Origin of the sequence: Vibrio genomosp. F6, from assembly GCF_005146325.1 — a bacterium.
Lineage (GTDB): Bacteria > Pseudomonadota > Gammaproteobacteria > Enterobacterales > Vibrionaceae > Vibrio > Vibrio cortegadensis.
Map to the genome: position 1 here is coordinate 117,197 of NZ_SYUT01000019.1, position 21,795 is coordinate 138,991.

At 43.7% G+C, this 21,795-nt stretch carries 16 protein-coding genes; 4 read left to right on the forward strand and 12 right to left on the reverse strand.

What is annotated here, in order from left to right:
- The 4 genes from FCV43_RS06225 to fabB all read right to left on the reverse strand — a co-directional run.
- A partial coding sequence (locus FCV43_RS06225) for a FimV/HubP family polar landmark protein (RefSeq protein WP_276607065.1) occupies nucleotides 1-2,717 on the reverse strand: 2,717 nt, incomplete at its 3' end.
- 199 nt (nucleotides 2,718-2,916) lie between these two features.
- Nucleotides 2,917-3,930 (reverse strand): aspartate-semialdehyde dehydrogenase, encoded by a 1,014-nt coding sequence (locus FCV43_RS06230; protein WP_017052450.1) that lies wholly within the window; start codon nucleotides 3,928-3,930, stop codon nucleotides 2,917-2,919.
- An 8-nt stretch (nucleotides 3,931-3,938) separates the two neighbouring features.
- Nucleotides 3,939-5,081: a 4-phosphoerythronate dehydrogenase gene (locus tag FCV43_RS06235; protein ID WP_136994347.1), complete on the reverse strand. Its 1,143-nt coding sequence runs from the start codon at nucleotides 5,079-5,081 to the stop codon at nucleotides 3,939-3,941.
- Between the two features lie 271 nt (nucleotides 5,082-5,352).
- A complete protein-coding gene (fabB, locus tag FCV43_RS06245; protein WP_017052453.1) occupies nucleotides 5,353-6,564 on the reverse strand; it encodes a beta-ketoacyl-ACP synthase I in 1,212 nt (403 codons plus the stop codon).
- A 56-nt stretch (nucleotides 6,565-6,620) separates the two neighbouring features.
- Between fabB and mnmC the strand changes: the two genes are divergently transcribed.
- A complete protein-coding gene (gene mnmC, locus FCV43_RS06250) occupies nucleotides 6,621-8,768 on the forward strand; it encodes a bifunctional tRNA (5-methylaminomethyl-2-thiouridine)(34)-methyltransferase MnmD/FAD-dependent 5-carboxymethylaminomethyl-2-thiouridine(34) oxidoreductase MnmC (protein ID WP_136994348.1) in 2,148 nt (715 codons plus the stop codon).
- Nucleotides 8,769-8,932: 164 nt separating this feature from the next.
- Here mnmC and FCV43_RS06255 read toward each other — a convergent pair whose 3' ends face one another.
- The 3 genes from FCV43_RS06255 to FCV43_RS06265 form a co-directional block, all read right to left on the reverse strand.
- Nucleotides 8,933-9,463: an NADPH-dependent FMN reductase gene (locus FCV43_RS06255; RefSeq protein WP_017052455.1), complete on the reverse strand. Its 531-nt coding sequence runs from the start codon at nucleotides 9,461-9,463 to the stop codon at nucleotides 8,933-8,935.
- Nucleotides 9,464-9,629: 166 nt separating this feature from the next.
- Nucleotides 9,630-9,893, reverse strand: a complete 264-nt coding sequence (locus FCV43_RS06260; protein WP_136994350.1) for a YfcL family protein — start codon at nucleotides 9,891-9,893, stop codon at nucleotides 9,630-9,632.
- Nucleotides 9,894-9,906: 13 nt separating this feature from the next.
- A complete protein-coding gene (locus tag FCV43_RS06265) occupies nucleotides 9,907-10,437 on the reverse strand; it encodes an elongation factor P hydroxylase (protein WP_136994352.1) in 531 nt (176 codons plus the stop codon).
- A 230-nt stretch (nucleotides 10,438-10,667) separates the two neighbouring features.
- Here FCV43_RS06265 and FCV43_RS06270 point away from each other — a divergent pair, with 230 nt between their 5' ends.
- Nucleotides 10,668-11,291: a trimeric intracellular cation channel family protein gene (locus FCV43_RS06270; protein ID WP_017052458.1), complete on the forward strand. Its 624-nt coding sequence runs from the start codon at nucleotides 10,668-10,670 to the stop codon at nucleotides 11,289-11,291.
- A 279-nt stretch (nucleotides 11,292-11,570) separates the two neighbouring features.
- Here FCV43_RS06270 and aroC read toward each other — a convergent pair whose 3' ends face one another.
- Both aroC and prmB read right to left on the reverse strand, forming a co-directional pair.
- Nucleotides 11,571-12,656 (reverse strand): chorismate synthase, encoded by a 1,086-nt coding sequence (gene aroC / locus FCV43_RS06275; RefSeq protein WP_017052459.1) that lies wholly within the window; start codon nucleotides 12,654-12,656, stop codon nucleotides 11,571-11,573.
- 255 nt (nucleotides 12,657-12,911) lie between these two features.
- Complete coding sequence (gene prmB / locus FCV43_RS06280) at nucleotides 12,912-13,844, reverse strand: 50S ribosomal protein L3 N(5)-glutamine methyltransferase (protein WP_017052460.1); 933 nt, start codon at nucleotides 13,842-13,844, stop codon at nucleotides 12,912-12,914.
- Between the two features lie 62 nt (nucleotides 13,845-13,906).
- Here prmB and smrB point away from each other — a divergent pair, with 62 nt between their 5' ends.
- A complete protein-coding gene (gene smrB, locus FCV43_RS06285; protein ID WP_017052461.1) occupies nucleotides 13,907-14,437 on the forward strand; it encodes an endonuclease SmrB in 531 nt (176 codons plus the stop codon).
- A 6-nt stretch (nucleotides 14,438-14,443) separates the two neighbouring features.
- On the opposite strand, the gene sixA is transcribed toward smrB, so the two are convergent.
- Entirely contained in the window at nucleotides 14,444-14,908 is a 465-nt protein-coding gene (sixA, locus tag FCV43_RS06290) for a phosphohistidine phosphatase SixA (RefSeq protein WP_017052462.1), read from the reverse strand.
- Between the two features lie 320 nt (nucleotides 14,909-15,228).
- Between sixA and FCV43_RS06295 the strand changes: the two genes are divergently transcribed.
- Nucleotides 15,229-18,006: an insulinase family protein gene (locus tag FCV43_RS06295; protein WP_136994354.1), complete on the forward strand. Its 2,778-nt coding sequence runs from the start codon at nucleotides 15,229-15,231 to the stop codon at nucleotides 18,004-18,006.
- A 160-nt stretch (nucleotides 18,007-18,166) separates the two neighbouring features.
- Here FCV43_RS06295 and fadJ read toward each other — a convergent pair whose 3' ends face one another.
- Complete coding sequence (fadJ, locus tag FCV43_RS06300; protein WP_017052464.1) at nucleotides 18,167-20,284, reverse strand: fatty acid oxidation complex subunit alpha FadJ; 2,118 nt, start codon at nucleotides 20,282-20,284, stop codon at nucleotides 18,167-18,169.
- Nucleotides 20,284-21,591, reverse strand: coding sequence for an acetyl-CoA C-acyltransferase FadI (fadI, locus tag FCV43_RS06305; RefSeq protein WP_136994356.1), 1,308 nt, complete (start codon nucleotides 21,589-21,591; stop codon nucleotides 20,284-20,286). Before fadI ends, fadJ begins: the two co-directional genes overlap by 1 nt.
- Nucleotides 21,592-21,795: the final 204 nt, after the last annotated feature.

Sequence of the window (21,795 nt, forward strand, 5' to 3'; positions counted from 1 at the left end):
TCTGGCTCTGGCTCTGGCACGATTAAATCAGCATCTAGTTCATCGGCAAGGGCTTGATCCGTTGTTTCGATAACATCATCAAGTAGAGCATCCGTTTCTGGTGCTGCATTAAATAAGTCATCAATGAAATCATCACGATCAAATGCAGATTCACTTGATGTTAGCGACTCCTCACTACTATCGTCATCGCTATCATCAAGTAATAATTCATCAAGAAGCTCAGTACTATTTTCATCTAGCTCAGAATCAGACGACACTTCATTAGAAACAACTGGAGCCTCATGTTCTGGCTGTTCGTTTGTTTCAATGGCGCTATTGAAAATCTCATCAAACGAAGGTTCAGTGACATCTGATGCTTTCTCACCGACGCTTGGTTCTGCATTCGCACTAACAGAATCCTCGCTCAAGTCCGTCAATTCAGAACTCAGAAGTTCATCTAAAGTATCGCTATCGTCTTGATCTACGTCGATATCACCAGCAAGGAGTTCGTCGAATAGATCAGTGCTATCTTCATCAAGTTCAAGCTCTGGTGTTTCATCGTTCGAATCCGTACCCAGTAACTCATCCAGAGTTTCTGTACTGTTCTCATCAAGGTCAAGAAGCTCATCATCGGAAAGACCTGAAAGAGACTCTAACTCAGCGATAGGGTCAAACTCTTCGTTTTCTAACTCAGCTTCCGTAGCTCCATTACTTGGCTCATCTTCACTAAGTAAGTCATCCAATAAGTCGCTACTGTCTTGCAGATCGAGATCTTGCTCATCGTCGTCACTCAGAAGTTCATCAAGTAAGTCTGTACTTTCAGCTTCAAGCAGAGCCTCGTCGTCAAGCATTTCGTCAAGTAGAGTGACATCATCACTATCCGAATCGTCTAAGTTTAAATCGTCGGAGGCTTCTGTGCTGAACTGAGCAAAAATGTCGTCAATATCATCAGACGCTAAACTTTCTGGTTCCGCACTTTTTTCCGCTGCAACTTGAGCAAAGATGTCATCGATATCATCAATAGATGCATCAGCATTGCTTGTAGGGGCTGGAGTGCTATCGGTATCATCATCTAGGTTAAATTCATCTGATGACGCTTCTTCAGCGGCGACTTGTGCAAAGATATCATCAATATCATCGGGATCAGGTGTACTACTTGGGCTTGGAGCCTGTTCAGCAATGAGACTATCAATGTCAAAATCGTCGTCATCGTCGTCTCCATTTCCGGCAAGCAGTTCATCTAAAAACGACTGATCAACCGCATCATCTTCTAGCTCTTCTGTTGGCTCATCGCTTGCGAGAAGTTTTTCAATCTCATCTTGAGACATTCCGCCTTCATCTGATAAGTCGAAAGCGGCTTCTTCTTCCTCTGATAACTCAGGCTCAACTTCATCGAGTGCTCGCTCCATCTCTTCTAAGCCAAGCGCTTTTTCATCACCGTTAACGCTGATGCCATTGCTGCTTGAGTCAAATTCGCTGAAACTCTCATCGAGATCACCATCATCACCAATGCCTGCAAATGGATCCTCTTCATCTTCACCTTCAAGGTTAAAATCAAGATCATCGTCATCTAGACTGGCAAAAATATCGTCGTCATCAGATGTCGTATCATCACCAAATAGAGCATCAGGATCGCTGCCATCACCGAATAGGTCATCATCCAATGAGAGATCATCAGACAGCTCATCCGCATCTTCACCTAAGATAATCGGTGCATCTTCAGCAACCGACTCTTCTACTGGTTTCGCTTCAGTTTCTTCACTCTTCGAACGACGGCCAAGCAGCAATACGACGATCAGACCAAGCAGTAAACCTGGAATAATGGCTAATAACGCCACTAACCATCCATTAGAAAGCAATGTATCTAATGATGTTGGCGCTAGTTTTTGCTCTTCGAGTTCTTTTGCACGTTCTTCAGCAAGAAGTTTTTCCACTTCTGACCGAATACGGCTTTCATCCCCAAGCTCACCTTTTAGTCCATCGACTTCAGATTGCACATCTGCCAGCATCAATCTTAATTGGTGGTTTTTCTCTTCAAGTGACGTTAATTCGGTTTCAGAGCTACTTAGATCCTGCTCTAATTTAACGATGTCTTGATTGCTAGGTAGCGGGTTACTAGATACTGGTGAAACGGTTTTCGAAGGCGTAGGTTTGGCAGCTGACTTTGGCGTCACCGCTTTTTCCATAACCGGTTTTTCCGCGGCTAAAGATGCACTCGGTGCACTTACGTTCGAAGATGCGGTTCGAGGGATCGGTTGCACCGCTTTCGTAACAGGCCGAACCGTTGGAGTATTGGCTAATTTGGCGGTATGCGCATCCATGATGGCAATGGCTTGCTGAGTGGTACTCGCACTCACTTGCTCTAAAGAAGGGACTCTCAAATTTTGATTAGGGAGCAAGCTGTGAATATTTTGATTTTCGAACGCTTGAGGGTTCAGACGATAAATAGCAAGAAGCGTCTGTTGAACAGAAACTCGATTCGATGGACGCAGGTTTGAAGCGATAGACCAAAGGGTCTCTCGGGCACCTGTTGGACCATAAAAACGTGAAGGTTCATCAGACACAACTCTACTTGCAACAGGAGCTTGAGCTCTTTGCACTTGTTCAGAGTATTGTGGAGATGTCTGAACTTCACCATTCGGCCCTAAAAGACGAATTGAATCTGCATGGACGTTTGAAACCTGAGTCGCGGCTATCAATGTTAGTGACGTTAATAATCGCTTATAAATTTGACGCATATAAGGCTCAGCTATGTGCTTAGGTATGAAAAATTATGATCTATTAAATATATCGGATAAATGCCGTAAAACTATAGAGATGAAGGCAAAAAATGTGTGGCAGGCGTGATAATCGCAGCAATCTCACATAAATAGTCGATGGTATAAACGATATGATGAAAAAAGCCTCACACTAGGTGAGGCTTTATTGAATCGCTAATTAGAAGTAATCACGAATCAGAACTTCTGCGATTTGTACGGCATTGGTTGCGGCACCTTTGCGAACGTTGTCTGCAACGACCCAAAGGTTAATACCACTATGGTGGCTAATATCATTACGAATTCGACCAACCATTACATGGTCTTTGCCACCAGCATCGCGAACTTGAGTTGGGAAATCCAAATCTGGATACACTTCAACCCCATCCGTCGCGTTAAGTAATTCTGTTACTTGTTCAGCCCCGATTGGAGAGCATGTTTCAACATGTAATGATTCTGCGTGGCCGTAGAAAACAGGCACTCGTACACAAGTCGGGTTTACGGTGATTGAAGAATCATTAAAGATTTTTTGAGTTTCCCAAACCATCTTCATCTCTTCTCGTGTGTAACCATTTTCCGTAAATTCGTCAATTTGAGGCACACAGTTAAATGCGATCTGTTGGCTGAACACTTCGCTATCTGCTGGGTGACCATTTAAAAGTTTTGCAGTTTGTCCTGCTAACTCATCAATACCGGCTTTACCCGCACCAGAAACCGATTGGTAAGTCGACACGTTAATACGCTCTAAACCAACAGCATCATGAATTGGCTTAAGCGCCACTAACATTTGAATGGTTGAGCAATTTGGGTTTGCGATGATGTTACGGTTACGAAACTCTGCAATCGCTTCTGGGTTCACTTCAGGAACAACTAGAGGCACATCGTATTCATAACGGTATTGTGATGTGTTATCAATCACAACCACACCTTCATCTGCCGCAACAGGAGCCCACTTAGCAGACTGCTCAGCACCCGCAGAGAAGAATGCAATATGCGCTTGAGACCAATCAAACTCTTCTACATTTTGAACACTGATCGTTTTGCCATTGAATCGGTAGCTTTTACCTTCACTACGCTCACTTGCAAGCAAGAAGATTTCACCTACAGGGAATTTACGATCTTTTAGTACTTCAATGATGGTCTCGCCAACCGCACCTGTCGCACCTAAAATAGCAATATTAAATTCTTGGCTCATTGTCTCTCTCATTCATTCTGAAAATTGGGCTTTGTCTTAAAGCCTAACTTAGCTAGGGGCTCTAGATTGCATGAATCATCCCCAACTAATTGGATTGCACTGTACTCCCTTCTATCCCAATATTGCTTACGCATCTGATCAAAAGAGTCAGGTTTGGCAATTTCGCGACGGAACAATGCATCATCTTGGCGCACATCATAAATCAACTGAGTCAAATTGTGCAGTGTTGCTTCATCCCATTCTCTATCTAAATGCACTTCAGGGATAGGCGCGATAGGTAATAAGCGGTTTGGATCCGCTCGCTGTTCATTATTGATGAACTCACAATAAGAGTTGAAAATCATGGTTGTCCCACGAGCTTTGCCTTCTAAACCATAGCCTGCTATGTGTGGCGTCGCAAAAGCAAGATAAGGTAGGAGTTCCATATCCACTTGTGGTTCAAATTCAAATACATCCAGCGCAGCAATAAAACCATCTTGTTTTTCAAGCCGTTGCTTCAGGGCTTGGTTATCTACGACTGGGCCGCGCGCGGCATTTATTAATATCTGATCAGCACGTAAAGCACTCAACCGAGCACCGTCAAGCAAATGATGACTTGGGTGTTCACCCTCTTTGGTGATAGGTGTATGCAGGCTAATAATATCCACCTGTTCTAATAATTCATCTAATGGTGTAAAAGAACGAGCATCGCCTGCTTTCTCTTTCGGAGGATCATTCAGCAAGACTTTGATTCCAATACCGGATAAGCACTTAGCTAAGTAACTCCCCACCTGGCCTGCACCAACAATTCCGACGGTTTTATCAAAAACGGAGAAACCATGTTGCTGCGCAAGTACCATCATCACGCTAAAGACGTATTCAGCCACACCGACTTTGTTACAACCTGGGGCAGCGGTAAAAAAAATACCTTTCTGCGCTAATAACGGCTGATCGACGTGATCCATTCCTGCGGTTGCCGTACCAACGAACTTTAGCTTATTCGCTTTTTCTAACAGTGCCGAGTTCACTTTCGTCACTGAGCGAATCATCAAGGCATCAACGTCAATTAAATCATCTGCGGTTAGAGTGCGACCTGGCTTTAGTACAACATCCCCTAGCTGGCTAAAGAGTTGTTCAGCATAAGGCATGTTTTCATCAATTAGGATTTTCATAGGAAGTCATATCAATGGTATGAAAAGAGAAAATAGATTTTGCAGTAAACAGGGGCTATCTGTCGAGCAAATAAAAATGCCCAGTGGCGTAAACCACTGGGCAAAATCCAGAACAAAAGGATCCGGTCCCGCTCTCCAGGGGACAGAGTCTGCGTCTGTTCGATCAGTTAGCCTGATCAAGCTCTGGAAACCTTAAAATCTATTCCTTGATATCAGCGTTAAACGTTTACTGATTTAACGCTGAAAGGTATCGAGATGGCTAGGAACGCTCCTAGTCTTGGTATTTCTTAATCACTAGCGTAGCGTTTGTACCGCCAAAGCCAAAGCTGTTAGACATTACTGTCGTCAACTCTTGTTCGCGCATTTCTGTCACGATATCTAGGCCTTCAGCCGCTTCATCTAAATTCGCAATGTTAATGCTTGGCGCTACGAAACCATTATCAAGCATCAAAGTAGAGTAAATCGCTTCATGAACACCAGCAGCACCGAGAGCGTGACCTGTCATCGCTTTTGTTGCTGAAATAGCAGGGCTGTCGCCGCCAAAGATCTCTTGGATTGCGCCAAGCTCTTTTACGTCACCAACAGGAGTTGAAGTACCGTGAGTGTTCACGTAATCAACACTATCAACATTTTGCATTGCCATCTTCATGCAACGTACTGCGCCTTCGCCTGAAGGAGCAACCATGTCGTAGCCATCTGATGTCGCACCGTAACCTACGATTTCACCGTAAATTTTTGCGCCACGAGCTTTTGCGTGCTCTAGCTCTTCGATAACCAACATACCGCCGCCACCAGAGATAACGAAACCATCACGGTCTGCATCGTATGTACGAGAAGCTTGATCTGGAGAATCATTGTACTTAGTCGACAGTGCGCCCATTGCATCGAACATCATAGTCAAAGACCAATCAAGTTCTTCACCGCCACCAGCAAATACGACATCTTGCTTGCCTAGTTGGATCAGCTCCATTGCGTGGCCGATACAGTGTGCAGACGTTGCACAAGCTGAACTCATTGAGTAGTTCACGCCACGGATTTTAAACGGTGTTGCAAGACATGCAGAAACCGTTGACGCCATAGTACGTGGAACCATGTATGGACCAACACGCTTAACGCCTTTGTTACGTAGAATATCAACCGCATTTACTTGGTTCAGTGATGATGCACCACCAGAACCCGCAACGATACCAGTACGGTCATTTGAAACTTGGTCTTCAGCTAGACCAGAGTCTGCGATTGCTTGTTCCATTGAAAGGTAAGCAAAGGCTGCCGCATCACCCATAAAGCGCACTTTTTTGCGATCAATATGGTCAGCAGGGTTCATTTTCAGGTTACCCCAAACTTGAGAACGAAGTCCGTTTTCCTTGAACTGTTCTGAAGCTGTGATACCTGATTTACCCGCTTTTAGTGAAGCTAAAACTTCTTCGACGTTGTTACCGATACTTGAAACAATACCCATACCGGTGATTACGACTCGTTTCATGTGACATTCCTATAATTCAAAATACAGCTAGATGATAACTAAGAAGCATAACAAAAGTGGTCAGCTTTCCCAGAAATTCGTACAATCAACTCTTACAGACCGTCCCATATCACAAAAACAAAGGCAATATGACTTCAATAACCAATGCTGAACTCGGCTGGAACGAGGCTGGAACACCCGTATCTGATCAATTTGATGATGTTTATTTCTCTAATGTAAACGGCTTAGAGGAAACACGCTATGTGTTCTTGCAACAAAATCACCTTCCTCAACGATGGCAAGAGCATCAACAAAGGCGCTTTACCATTGGCGAAACAGGGTTTGGCACTGGTCTCAATTTTCTAGCGGTATGGCAATGGTTTGATAAGTTTCTTAAAGAAAACCCAGACGCTGAGCTGAAAGAGCTGCATTTTGTCAGTTTCGAAAAATTCCCACTGAACAAAGATGACCTAATTAAAGCGCATCAAGCTTGGCCTGAACTTGCTCAATACGCAGAACAGTTACAGCAGCACTACCCGATTGCCGTTCCTGAGTGCCACCGGATCGTTTTAGCTGACGGCGCTATCACTCTTGATTTGTGGTTTGGGGACATAAAAGATTGCATGCCTTTAGTTCCGACTTACTCAGAAGGCATTATTGACGCTTGGTTCCTTGATGGTTTTGCACCAAGTAAAAATCCTGAGATGTGGAATCAAGACCTGTTTGATGGCATGGCAAAATTAGCAAAACAAGATTGCACTTGCGCGACCTTCACCGCAGCCGGCTTTGTTCGACGTGGCTTGATAGACGCTGGCTTTGAGATGAAAAAGGTCAAAGGCTTTGGCATTAAACGCGAAATGATCGCGGGAACACTCAAAAACAAAGTCCCTTACACCAATACAAAACCTTGGTATGGTCTGTCTCCCCATTCGGATTCTGACGATATCGCAATTATCGGTGGTGGTATCGCGAGTGCAGCTTTAGCCAAAACGCTATCTCGTCGCGGTAAAAACATTACAGTCTATTGCGAACACGAACAGGCCGCAGGCAACGCTTCTGGCAACAACCAAGGAGCAATTTACCCTCTTTTGAGTGATGAAAAATCGAATGTTTCACGAGTATTTAGCCCAGGAATGCTGTTCGCACGTCAATTTATCGAGCAAGCAGCGGAGAGCATTCCGTTTGACCATGATTGGTGTGGCGTTAACATTCTGATGTGGGATGAAGCCTCGAAGAAAAAACTGAATCGAATGCTCGAAGGGAACTTTCATCACGATCTTATTCAACGATTATCCCAAGAAGAAGCAAATAAGAAAATCGGCCTCAATGTTGATAAAGAGAGTGTCTACTTCCCACTTGGTGGCTGGTTAAGCCCGTTACAACTAACCCAAGGTTTGTTCAAAAAGCTAGAAGAGGCATCCGCCGTAACCACTCACTACCAGCATCAAGTCACCGATTTGAAGTGGTTAGTCGACACAAACCAGTGGCAATTAACGATAGAGACACCTAACGGTGAAGTCATCACTCATCATGATCAAGTCGTGGTGGCAAATGGGCATAAATTTACTCAATTTGAACAAACTCAGCGGATCCCGCTGACTCCGGTCAAAGGGCAAGTGAGCCATATCCCAACCACTGAAAACTTAAGTAAGTTGAAAACGGTATTGTGCTTTGATGGCTATTTAACTCCTCAAAATCTCAATAATGGTCACCACTGCATTGGTGCGAACTACGATAAAAGTAATATTGACCAAGAGTTTGATCCTGAAGTGCAACAGCACAATGGGGTAAGACTCGCGGGTTCACTTCCCGATCAAGAGTGGGCAAAAGAGACAGATACGAGCGGTAACTTATCTCGCCAGGGTATTCGCAGTGTCAGTCGAGATCACCTGCCTTTTGTCGGAAATGTAGGGGATTTCGAAGCAATTACCACCCAGTACCAAAATCTGCATAACTTTAATCCTAAGCGCGATTCACTGGATGACATTAAGCCGGTATCAAGCTACCCGAATCTTTACTGCTTTATTGGTTTAGGCTCACGCGGATTAAGCTCTGCCTCTTTATTGGCAGAAGTGTTGGCCTCTCAAATTTGCGGCGACCCGCTCCCACTTCCTGCGGATGTCTTAGAAGCCATTCACCCAAGCAGAATGTGGGTAAGACGACTGCGCAAAGGCAAAGCATTGACTAACGGTTACGTGGCAGACAAAAACCACCAGCCTCAATAATACGTAATACGGCCCGGTTGAGTTGAGCTAAGAGCTGTTGAGCTGTTGAGCTGTTGAGCTAAATAAAGTTGAGTTTTCCTCAAACAAAAAAGCCAGAACGGCATGGCTGTTCTGGCTTTTTTAAAATTAATCGCTCGGTGCGAACGTGATCATTATGCTAAATATTATGACTGCGCTAACTGGGCAACCGCCTCTTTTAGTTGAGCAGTGATCTCATCGTTACTGATTGAGCCAGTCGCAAAATCGAAGTTATCATAGAAACTAGGCACAGAAACCGAAGCTTTCACGTTGCCGCCAAAGAATGGAGCAGAGCCCGTTGCTGCCGCTAGTGCAGATTGTGCACCACCCGGACCTGGCGATGTAGCTAAAAAGACCGCTGGCTTATCCTGAAAAACAGAGCGCTCAATACGTGTCGTCCAATCAAATAGGTTTTTGTAAGCCGCAGGGAAGTAACCGTTATGCTCAGCAAATGAGATAACAAAGGCATCCGCTTGAGAAAGATCACGTAAGAATGCTTGCGCCCCTTCCGCTTGACCGATCTCTTTTTCTTTATCTTCGCTAAACATCGGAACTTGATAGTCATTGATATCTAAAACGATAACTTCAGCATCTTCAATCAAATTAGCTGTATAAGTTGCGAGAGCTTTATTAATAGAAGTTGAGCTGGTGCTTGCGCCAAATGCGATAATTTTCATGATGATACCCTTTCGTTTCTGTCATCTCGTTAAGTGCTAATAAGATTACAGCAGGGCAATATTTCAACAACTACAAAAATTGTACGGACTCATTCAAATTATTCGAACGAGTCTTATCTATATCTTATCTATAGCTTATATATAGGTGCGCAGCACTGTGAATGAGCTACGCTTGGCTTTGTAGCTCCTGCCATAAATCGCTAACAATAGTACGATCGGCAGGGCTGAGTTCTGAACGCGCATCATCGAGGCTTTTTTCAATAAGCTCTTTTACTACAGCGACGTCGTTGATTCCCTCTTCTTCGCATGATGCAATAGAAAGAGAAATATGACCACGCAAGTAACCACCGGCAAACAATTCATCATCAGACGCAGTTTCAATTCGGCTATCAATCAACTCAAGTAACTTCTCTTCAAATTCAATAATCATTTCGTTCTCTTTTTTATTTCACGACAAATTGGCAAGGGGTTAATGCTGGTGTCTTATAAAAGTCACTCAAAGCGTCTGCAAGCATTTTGACTCTTTCTGGTAACCCAGCGTCTAAAATGCTCATCACTTCCTGATGAACTTTACTCATAAACGCTAATCTATCCGGTTCAAAATCGCCGTGTAGATTGTCACAGCTAACACTAAAAGGAAAGCCTGCGCTTTGTGACAAAATCCACTCATAAGCTTGTGGTCTGATTTCGACTTTCTCGAATTCAGCTTGAACTTCGGCAGTACGCCCATCAGGCTCGTACCAGTAACCAAAATCTTCCAGTAATCGGCGCTTTGGACCAGCCGCACACCAGTGAGCAATTTCATGCATGGCCGACGCATAGAAACCACGAGCAAAAATAATCCGATGGTGTTCATTATTATCATCAGCGGGTAAGTAAATAGGTTCATCTCCGCCAAGCTCTAATTGGGTATTAAAGCTGTTGGAAAATGTGGTATTAAAAATGGCGATGATGTCTGGATAGTGATGGCTCATAGTTTATTTAGGTCTATTAGGAACAACACGATACATTCTCCATTTTTTATCTTCCTAGGTAAAGGATTTAGCTGAGTTATATCATCACCCTAGAATTAGTTAATCTAATCAATAAGCTCTGTTCACAGTACAAAATCTCATTCGTCAGATTGCCGCTTAAGCACTAGAATCGCGCTTTCATTTTTTATAACCAAGCACTTCCTGCTAGGTAATTTATAGAGTTTAAGACGATGCTATTAAGTGTTTTATATATCGTAGGGATCACAGCAGAAGCAATGACAGGTGCGCTCAGTGCTGGTCGAAAAAAAATGGATTGGTTTGGTGTCATGCTGGTCGCAAGTGCGACAGCAATTGGGGGTGGGACGGTTCGCGATATTCTCCTAGGGCACTACCCTCTCGGCTGGGTTAAAAACCCTGAATACTTGATGATCACCTGCGTTGCTGGCGTGGTGACGACTGGTTTGGCAAAGTGGGTCATTAAATTTAAAGGGCTATTTATTCGTCTGGATGCTCTGGGGCTCATTGTATTCAGTATCATCGGAACAAAAGTCGCCATGACAATGGGGCTTCATCCTGCTATCTGTATGGTTTCAGGCTTAGTCACGGGTGTATTTGGTGGGCTACTTCGCGATATGATTTGTCGACAAACACCACTCGTACTGCATGAAGAGCTTTATGCCTCTGTCGCGCTCGTCGCATCTGGGCTCTATTTAGCTTTGCTTGAATATGGCATCAGTGATGTAACCAGCACAGTTGTGACACTCAGTGTCGGCTATTTACTGCGAATGGCAGCCGTTCGATTTAAATGGCGATTGCCCTCTTTCCACTTGGAAACTGAAGGCTCCATTCATTAATCCATCCATATCTACGATTAAGCTATTTCTGTGAGTAAACTATGTTCTGCGATTAAGCTATTTCTTCGATAAAACTATGTTCTGCGATTAAGCTATTTCTTCGATAAAACTATGTTCTGAAATTAAGCTATCGAAATAAGGCGACTCTTGATCATTAGCTATACTTTACACAAAGCGATAACCGACCTAATAAAAACGCCCTCATAACATATGAGGGCGTTTTTCGTTGAAGCTATTTTACCTTGGACGCGGTTTTATTTTAAACGCTCGACTTGAACTCTATATCTGTGGAGTCGTCGTCTGCACGCCAAAGTTCTGACCACGGTGGCGCAGCAGATGATCGAGCAACACAATCGCCAGCATAGCTTCAGCAATTGGTACCGCACGAATACCCACACATGGATCGTGACGCCCTTTAGTAATTAACTGAGTCGGTTCACCATCTTTCGTGATCGTTTCACCGGGAACGGTAATGCTCGATGTCGGTTTAAGCGCAATACTCGCAACAATATCTTGTCCAGTCGAAATGCCGCCCAAAATACCACCAGCATGATTACTTGAGAAACCTTCAGGAGTTAATGGATCACGATGCTCACTTCCCTTTTGGTTCACAACACCAAAGCCATCGCCAATTTCAACGCCTTTGACTGCGTTGATACTCATCAGCGCATGAGCAATATCAGCATCCAATCGGTCAAATATTGGCTCACCCAACCCTACTGGAATTTTCGTTGCCACCACTTGAATCTTTGCACCAATGGAGTTGCCTTCTTTGAGTAAATCACGAATCAATTGATCAAATTCAGGCACTTTATCAGCATCAGGGCAAAAGAAAGCGTTATTCTCGATCTCATTCCAATCGACTTTATCAATTGAAATATCGCCCATTTGCGATAAATAAGCTTGGATTTCTACACCAAATTCTTGTTTAAGGTATTTTTTTGCAATGGCTCCGGCAGCCACACGCATTGCCGTTTCACGCGCAGAAGAGCGACCACCACCACGATAATCACGAACCCCATATTTTTGATGGTAGGTATAGTCAGCATGGCCTGGACGGAATTTATCTTTGATTTCAGAATAATCTTTAGAACGCTGATCGGTGTTTTCAATCAACAGGCCAATTGACGTTCCTGTTGTTTGCCCTTCAAAGACACCAGATAGAATTTTCACTTCATCGGCTTCACGACGAGCCGTTGTATAGCGAGAGGTACCCGGACGGCGGCGGTCCAAGTCCTTTTGTAAATCTGATTCGGTAAGCTCTAATCCCGGGGGGCATCCATCGACGATACATCCTAGTGCGATACCGTGACTCTCCCCGAATGTTGTTACTCGAAAGTGTTGCCCGATACTATTTCCTGCCATTACATCCTCTGTGTAGAAGTGGGGATAAGATTTGGGGCATCTTGCCAACCAATTTTACTCATCACCGCGTTCAATCATCAATTCTTCGTGATTTCATAGTGGCTTTAATAGCAATTCTTGTAAACCAAAAAATACACTAAATTCTAACAATTAATGACATGCTTTCCTTGCTTCTCGAAAAACATAAAAAAACGCCAGCGTTAAAAGCTGACGTTTTCAGATACAAATAGAACAAAATCTATTTATACGAATGGTTTAATCTTTGTAGAGTGCAAACTCTTCTGCACACTCAATCAACTGAGCGCGAGTGATCATGAATACACCATGACCACCATTAGAGAACTCAATCCAAGTGAATGGAATGTCTGGGTACTGTTCCATCATATGCACCATTGAATTGCCTACTTCACAGATCAAGATACCGTCATCGGTTAAATAGTCAGGAGCATTAGACAAAATACGACGAACCAGTTTAAGGCCATCAGTACCCGCAGCTAAACCAAGTTCAGGCTCATGGGTAAACTCTTCAGGCAAGCTACCCATGTCTTCTTCATCCACATAAGGTGGGTTCGATACAATTAGGTTGTACTTTTCTTTTGGTAAATCGCGGAATAGATCAGAACGAATTGGGAACACTTGCTGCTCCATTCCGTGATCTTGTACATTCTGCTCAGCAACTTGTAGTGCATCGGTTGAGATATCGATAGCATCCACTTCCGCATCAGGGAATGCATGTGCACAAGCGATCGCAATACAACCACTTCCGGTACATAAGTCCATAATGCGTACTGGCTCTTCAACTAACCACGGTTGGAATTGCGCTTCAATAAGTTCACCAATTGGAGAACGAGGCACAAGTACGCGCTCATCAACAAAGAACTCTAAACCACAGAACCAAGCTTTATTGGTCAAGTAAGCGGTTGGCGTTCGATCATTAATACGATGAATTACTCGTTCCACAATACGTAAACGCTCACTATTGGTTAAGCGAGAATTCAAAACATGAGGAGGCACATCAATCGGTAAATAAAGAGTTGGTAGGATTAATTGAACTGCTTCATCCCATGCGTTATCGGTTCCATGACCATAGAATAAACCTGCTGCATTAAAGCGGCTAACCGTCCAACGAATCATATCTTGAAGAGTGTGAAGTTCAGACACGGCCTCTTCTACAAAAATCTTATCCAAAATTGCCTCCGAAAAGCGCTACAATACTGCTAATTTAGTTTCTGTTTAGAATTGATAACCTGATGAGCAAAAAAAACACCGATATCGATGATGATTTCGCCTTATTCAAGGATGCAGTACAGGGCGTTAAAAAGTTGCAACAGGATACCATAATCCAGCAGCCAAAAAGAGATACAACACAAAAAGAAATAAAACGTACGGCCCGCCAAGCGAGTGATACAGAATTTTATTTCTCTGATGAGTTTGTACCGCTATTAAATGAAGACGGACCAACACGCTATGCCCGTGATGATGTCTCAAAATATGAGGTCAAACGCCTTCGTAGAGGCGTCTATGTCCCTGATGTCTATCTAGATATGCACGGCATGACTCAACAAGAAGCCAAACGCGAACTTGGTGCCATGATCGCTCACTGTGTAAAAGAGAGTGTACATTGTGCTTGTGTGCAACATGGTATTGGCAAACACATTCTGAAAAAGAAAGTGCCGTTATGGTTAGCCCAACACCCTGATGTCATGGCGTTTCACCAAGCACCACTCGAATTTGGTGGCAATGGTGCCTTATTGATTCTGCTATCGATTCCAGAAAAGTAGGCGTAGTTACGGATTAATATTCCATAACAAATCTCCGGTTTGGGTTTCTGGATCAAATTCAATACACACTAAACCTGATGTGGGGAACATTGGCGGCATCATGTCTGTGACAAAGTCAGCCGTTAAGTAACCCACTAATGGAAGGTGAGATACAAAAAGTAGTGACTCTAATTGCTCTGTTTCGATGAGAGCCGTTGCGTAATCACGCACATAGTCAGATTGGCCATAAGGCGTGATGTCGTCACATGTTTCAACACTTTTCGCGTTATAATATTCGCTAATCGTTTGCCATGTTTGCTGCGCACGTAAGTAAGGACTAACTAGCACTTTATCAAATTGGCTGAAACCTTGCTCTTTACATGCTTTAGCGACAGCCGCTGAGCTACGTTGACCTCGCTCAGTAAGCGCTCTTTCTGCATCACTCGCAGCATAGTGCTCCGCTTCCCCGTGGCGCATAATAAAAATTTTCATGTTCTATCCTATTTTACCAAGCATTAGACACTTCTTGGCATTTGCGCTAATTGATAAAACAGTCTTATTGCTGTTTATCTCTTATACGTCAGTTTTGTATTCAAGCGAATGCCGCTCATGCTAACTGACTATTATTTTCCGACACTTAATTATATCAATTCACGAATGAAAGACTTCGATACTCTTAACAGTCTATTAAATTCTAGTAAATACAACCCACTTGGGCTAGCTTGGGGATATATCCCAAAATCTAAAATCAAGATTTGCACCTGCTCATATCAGAGTCATAATTAATACATCGCTTTTTTTGGAGATGCTCTGTGCACCTAAGTCCAAATGATACCAATCAATATCGTTATTTAACGTTATCGAACGGGTTACGTGTTTTGTTGATTCAAGAAATCGACGCACAAAAATCTGCCGCCGCTCTTGCCGTGAATGTTGGCCACTTTGATGATCCTCTCGATCGTGAAGGGCTCGCTCACTATCTTGAACACATGCTTTTTTTGGGTACGGAAAAATACCCTAAAGTGGGTGAGTTTCAAAGCTATATTAGCCAACATGGTGGTAGAAATAATGCTTGGACTGGAACTGAACATACTTGCTTTTTCTTTGATATATCGCCGAACGTCTTCGAAAAAGCACTCGATCGCTTTGCCCAATTTTTTGAAGCACCTCTCTTTAATGAAGAAGCATTAGATAAAGAACGCCAAGCCGTCGAGTCGGAATACAAACTGAAACTCGCCGATGACTCTAGGCGTTTGTATCAAGTTCAGAAAGAGGTAGCCAACCCCAAACACCCTTTTGCTAAATTTTCGGTGGGCAATCTTGAAACCCTCAATGATCGTGACGGGCAATCCATTCGCCAAGAGATTTTAAATTTCCACCAGCAGTGCTACTCGTCTGATCTAATGACGCTCGCAGTAACAGGCCCTCAATCGTTAGATGAGTTGCAACAGTGGGTCGAAGACAAATTTTCCGCTATCCAAAATAAAAATCTCAATCAAAAGTCCATTTCAGAACCGATGACAGACGACAACAGCGCTGGTATCACTATCTGTATCGAACCTGTAAAAGAGATCCGCAAACTAATTCTCGCGTTCCCTCTTCCCTCAATGGACGAATATTATGGCAGCAAACCTTTATCCTACTTTGCTCATCTATTAGGTTATGAAGGGAAAGGAAGCCTAATGATGCAGCTGAAAAATAAAGGTTGGATCACCTCGCTTTCCGCAGGAGGAGGCGCAAGCGGCAGTAACTATCGAGAGTTTACCCTCAGTTGCTCACTAACCGATGAAGGGTTAGCGCATACCGATCAGATCACTCAAGCGGTTTTCCAATACTTCAAGCTTATAGAGTTTCAAGGGATGGATGAGTGGCGTTACATTGAGAAACAAGCCGTTCTTGAATCAGCGTTCCGTTTCCAAGAACCAACACGCTCTATGGATTTAGTCAGCCATCTCGTCATCAACATGCAGCACTATTCACCAGAAGATGTGATCTATGGGGATTATAAAATGTCTCATTACGATGAGACGTTCCTGCGCTCCCTCTTCTCCTATTTTTGCCCACTCAACCTAAAAGCGACAGTGATAGGTAAAGGGCTAAGCTATGATAGAACCGCTAAGTGGTATTTTACCCCCTACTCCGTCACACCGTTTAGCCAACAACAACTTGCCCATTTCCAGCAGATCGATCCTAGTTGGGATTTTCAACTTCCAGAAAAAAACCCCTTTATCTGCTACGACTTAGACCCAACGCCACTGGAAAAAGAGGCTGAGACTCCTGAGCTGATTGAAGATCTTGAGGGTTTCCGATTGTGGCATTTGCAAGATGCTCAATTCCGAGTACCAAAAGGGGTCGTCTATGTGGCAATAGACAGCCCTCATGCCGTTGAAACGCCCATTAACATCGTTAAAACTCGGCTGTGTGTTGAGATGTTCCTAGACTCACTGGCCGAAGAGACTTATCAGGCTGAAATTGCTGGTATGGGCTATAACATGTACGCTCATCAAGGTGGAGTCACACTGACATTATCGGGCTTTAGTCAGAAACAACCTCAACTGCTCGATATGATCCTATCGCGTTTCTCACAACGAGATTTTAGTCAAGAAAGATTTGATTCGATTAAGAATCAACTTTTGCGTAGTTGGCGGAATTCAGCTCAAGATCGCCCAATTTCACAGCTTTTTAATGCGATGTCTGGAGTTCTTCAACCAAACAATCCTCCATACATGGTATTAATCGAAGCATTAGAACAGATTAAGATAGATGAATTATCTACTTTTGTTGACGCTATTCTCGCAGAACTTCATGTAGAGACCTTTGTTTATGGGGATTGGACTCAGCAACAAGCTCACGATATTGCCACGACATTAAAAAACGCATTACGAGTAAAGAACCAAGCATACGAAGAGTCACTAAGACCATTAATCATGTTGGGCAACAGTGGTACTTTCCAGCATGAGGTTGTGTGCGATCAGCAAGATTCTGCGGTGGTTGTTTATTACCAATGCGATGACATTCTTCCGCGCAGCATCGCGCTATATTCGCTAGCTAATCATCTTATGTCGGCAACATTCTTTCATGAGATCCGCACCAAACAGCAATTAGGCTATATGGTGGGAACGGGTAACATGCCTCTAAACCGCCACCCGGGGATCGTCCTCTATGTTCAATCGCCTAATGCGGCTCCAACAGAGTTAGTTGCGTCGATTGACGAGTTCTTAAATGCTTTCTACTTAGTGCTACTTGAGCTGAATGAGTACCAATGGCACAGCAGTAAAAAAGGATTATGGAATCAAATGGCGACACCAGACGTGACTTTACGTGGACGCTCTCAGCGCTTATGGGTTGCCATTGGGAATAAAGATGTAGAGTTCAATCAACGAGAGAAAGTGTTAGAGGAACTAAAAGCCCTTAGCCGTTCAGACATGATTCGTTTTGTTATTAATGAATTAAAACCTCGGACATCAAATCGACTGATCATGCACAGTTTAGGTAACGCTCACCTAGAAGAGGAAAGGCTGGATCTAGGGCACGATATTGATTCAATTGATCAATTTCAGCTCAGAGCTAAAGATTGTGATTTAGGCTAATCGATAAATTGGACTAAGTTTCTAATTTAGGGTCAGTGATTGGCGAAATGTAAAAGCAAGTAATAAAAACGCCCGCAAATAGTTAGCGGGCGTTTTTGTATCTAGTGAATAAACGATAACCATAAAGCAATGGCTACCATTTATCCCCTGCGACTAAATATCAGTAGAAGCTTTCATCTAAACCCGCGCGAGTGAGCAAACCATCACACGGAGCATATCGGTCACCATATTTTTCCGCGTATTCATTCATCATTTCAACGAGGGCTTTGATTCCAATCTGATCCATATATCGGAATGGGCCACCGAGGAAAGGAGGGAAACCGATACCGAAGATCGCACCGATATCACCATCTCTTGGGCTACGGATAATACCTTCATCCAAGCAGCGAACCGCTTCATTCAACATAGGAAGCACGCAGCGAAGTGAAATATCTTTTTCTGTTAGCTTAGCTTCTGGCTGTAATTTCAGTAGTTTATAAACGGATTTATCGACTTCCTTTTTCTTGCCTTTGTAACTATAGAAGCCTTTACCACTCTTACGACCTTTACGATCATCATTAAGCAAAATATCGAAAACATCCGGGCCTTTAAAACGAGGGCCTAATTCATCCACAAGAATCGGCATAATTTTCGCTCCAATATCCACACCAACTTCGTCTAATAACGTAATCGGCCCAACTGGGAAACCAAAATTAAGCAGCGCTTTATCTAGTGCATCAATAGGCTCACCACCTATCAACACCTGAGCTGACTCATTCATATATGGCGCTAAGATTCGGTTTACGTAGAAGCCCGCACAATCTTTTACAACAATTGGCGTTTTCCCTTGTTTACGAGCAAAAGCAACCACTGTCGCAATAGTCTCGTCAGAGGTGGTCGCGTGTGGAATCACTTCCACTAGCGGCATTTTTTCAACCGGACTGAAGTAGTGCAGACCCACAATATTTTCAGGGCGCTGTGCTTTTTCTGCAATTTTGTGGATTGGCAACGATGACGTATTGGTAGCAAAAATAGTATCTCGTTTTGCGTTTGCTTCTATATCCGCAACCATTCCCTGTTTAAGGTCAAGATCCTCAAATACCGCTTCAACGACAACATCAATAGTATTAAAGCTCGTGAAATCAATGCCCCCAGAAAGCTGTAACATCTTACTTTCCAGACCAGATTTAGTAATGATCCGGCGCTTAAACTGCTTGTTGAACAACTTGTAGTTATAGTTCAACGCATTTAATACACCGTCATTAGACACATCTTTAATCCGAACTGGGACTTTCGCTTTAGCGACACTAACGTGACTGATTCCCGCTCCCATCAAACCGCCACCAAGTACACCAACACGGTTAACGGGCAATGGCGTAGAATCTGAGCCGTTGTCTTTTTTCATTTCCGTCGTTGCAAAGAAAATCGAACGCAGCGATTTAGATTCTGGCGTCATCACCAGTTCACTAAATTTTTTCGCTTCTAATTGCTGGCCTTTCTCAAACCCATTTTCTAATCCGTTGCGAATAACCTCAAGGATGGCATCAATCGCAGGGTAATTTCCGCGAGTCTTCTCATATGATTTCTTTGCCGCTTGTTCGAAGATGACTTTGCGTCCAAGTCCACTATGAGCAATCAACTTCTCTTTGGTTGATACTTTACGTTTTGCTTTTTTCTTACCTGAATACTTTTCTACAAAATCTTTGGCGACGTCGAGTAACACCGAATTAGGCACACAAGCATCCACCACTCCGAGTTTCTTCGCTTTTTTAGCTCTAAGTTGCTTACCCGTCATAATAAGATCAAGAGACGGAAGCAGGCCAATCAAGCGAGGCAGACGCTGAGTACCACCGGAACCCGGAAGCAGTCCTAATTGAACTTCCGGTAAACCTAAGCGCGTTTTATCAGAATCACTACACACTCGATAGTCACAAGCGAGCGCTAACTCAAGTCCACCACCTAAACATGGGCCGTGAATCGCAGCCACAACAGGGTATGGCAAGTCAGACAATGTCTGAAACATCTCTTGCCCTTGTGTCGCTAAGGCTTCGGCTTGTTCTGCTGTCGTGCAATCATCTAGCATGCGAATATCAGCACCTGCGATGAAATTGTCCGGTTTCAGTGAGTGAACAATCAACCCTTTAATTGTCGATTTTTTCTCTTCTAACTGAACAAAGATGGCTTTCATGTCATCTGCAAACGCCGCTTGAAGGGTGTTCATTTTTTCATTGGGTACATCGATGGCGAGCCAAGCTAGGTTTTGCTCATCAATCGTTAAATTAAATGCTTGCTCACTCATTACTCAACCTCCAAAATCATTGCCGCGCCCAAACCACCAGCTGCACATGCTGTATTTAAACCAATTCCGCCACCTCTGCGTTTTAATTCACGTAGAGTTTGCGTCATCATTCTTGCGCCTGTTGCTGCAAATGGGTGCCCATAAGCAATAGAACCACCAAGTACATTAAATTTGTCCATATCGATCTCCCCCATCGCTTTTGAACGACCGAGGTTTTCTTGTGCAAATTTATCACTCGCAAACATCTTCACATTCGCAAGAGCCTGTGCAGCAAAGGCTTCATGCATATCAATTAAAGTTAAATCTGACAGTTCTAGACCCGCCTTTTGTAACGCCATTGACGTCGCATAAGATGGCCCCATCAACATATCTGTCTCAACGCCAATCGCAGAAAAGGCATACGACCGAATGTAACCCATGATTTCTAAACCGAGCTCCTTCGCTTTTCCTTCACGCATAAGCATGACCACAGCGCCACCATCGGTTAAAGGCGTACTATTCGCAGCAGTGACACTTCCGTATTGGCGGTCAAAAGCAGGTCTAAGCTTAGCGTAACCCTCTAGAGTCGAGTCATGTCGAATATTGTTATCTTGAGAGATCCACTTCTTATATGGCGCAGGAAATGCAGTCATGACTTCATCTTGGATCTTACCCTCGTTCCAAGCAATTGATGCTAAGGAGTGCGAGCGATGAGCCAAGGCATCTTGTTCGGCGCGAGTGATACCGTGAGTTTTTGCCATCTGCTCCGCCGTCTGCCCCATCGATAGCCCTGTGGAATATTCAGCCACCGCAGGAGGTACTGGCATCAAATCTTTCAGTGATAGGCTTTTGAGGATTTTAAGTTTCTGCCCGACCGTTTTGGTTTTACTTAAAGCAAGTAAATTTGCCGCCAGTTTTTTCGTCACACCAATAGGCAAAACAGAAGAGGAGTCTGCACCGCCAGCGATACCGATATCAATAGAGCCAGCCATAATGCTCTCTGCAACATTTACAGAAGCTTGGAAGCTCGTCGCACAAGCGCGAGTAACACTATAAGCGTCAGTATGGATATTCATTCCTGTTCCAAGGACAATCTCACGGGCAATATTCGGCGCTTCAGGCATTTGAACCACCTGACCAAACACGACTTGTTCAATTAAAGCAGGATCGATATCGGTACGAGCAAGCATTTCACTCACCACCATTTTTCCAAGATCGACGGCTGGTACTTGTCTAAATTCAGTGCTTTGACGTGCAAATGGTGTTCGCAGCCCCGCAACGATTGCTACACGTTCACCTGAACGCGTGGTGACTTCCTGTTTGCCCATTGTTTCTCCTTAGAATAAGAGGTCTGACCTGATTGCATTGTAACGAAGTTGTTAAAAGAATCAAACGCTCGTTTAACTAAACGTGAACTACAATCGTGTTCTGGATTAACAATTTACTACTTAATCTAGGGAACTATTGGGAAGGAGTAGGTTCGAACCACTTGAATTTAAAGCAAAAAAAAACCACACAAAGCTGTGTGGTTG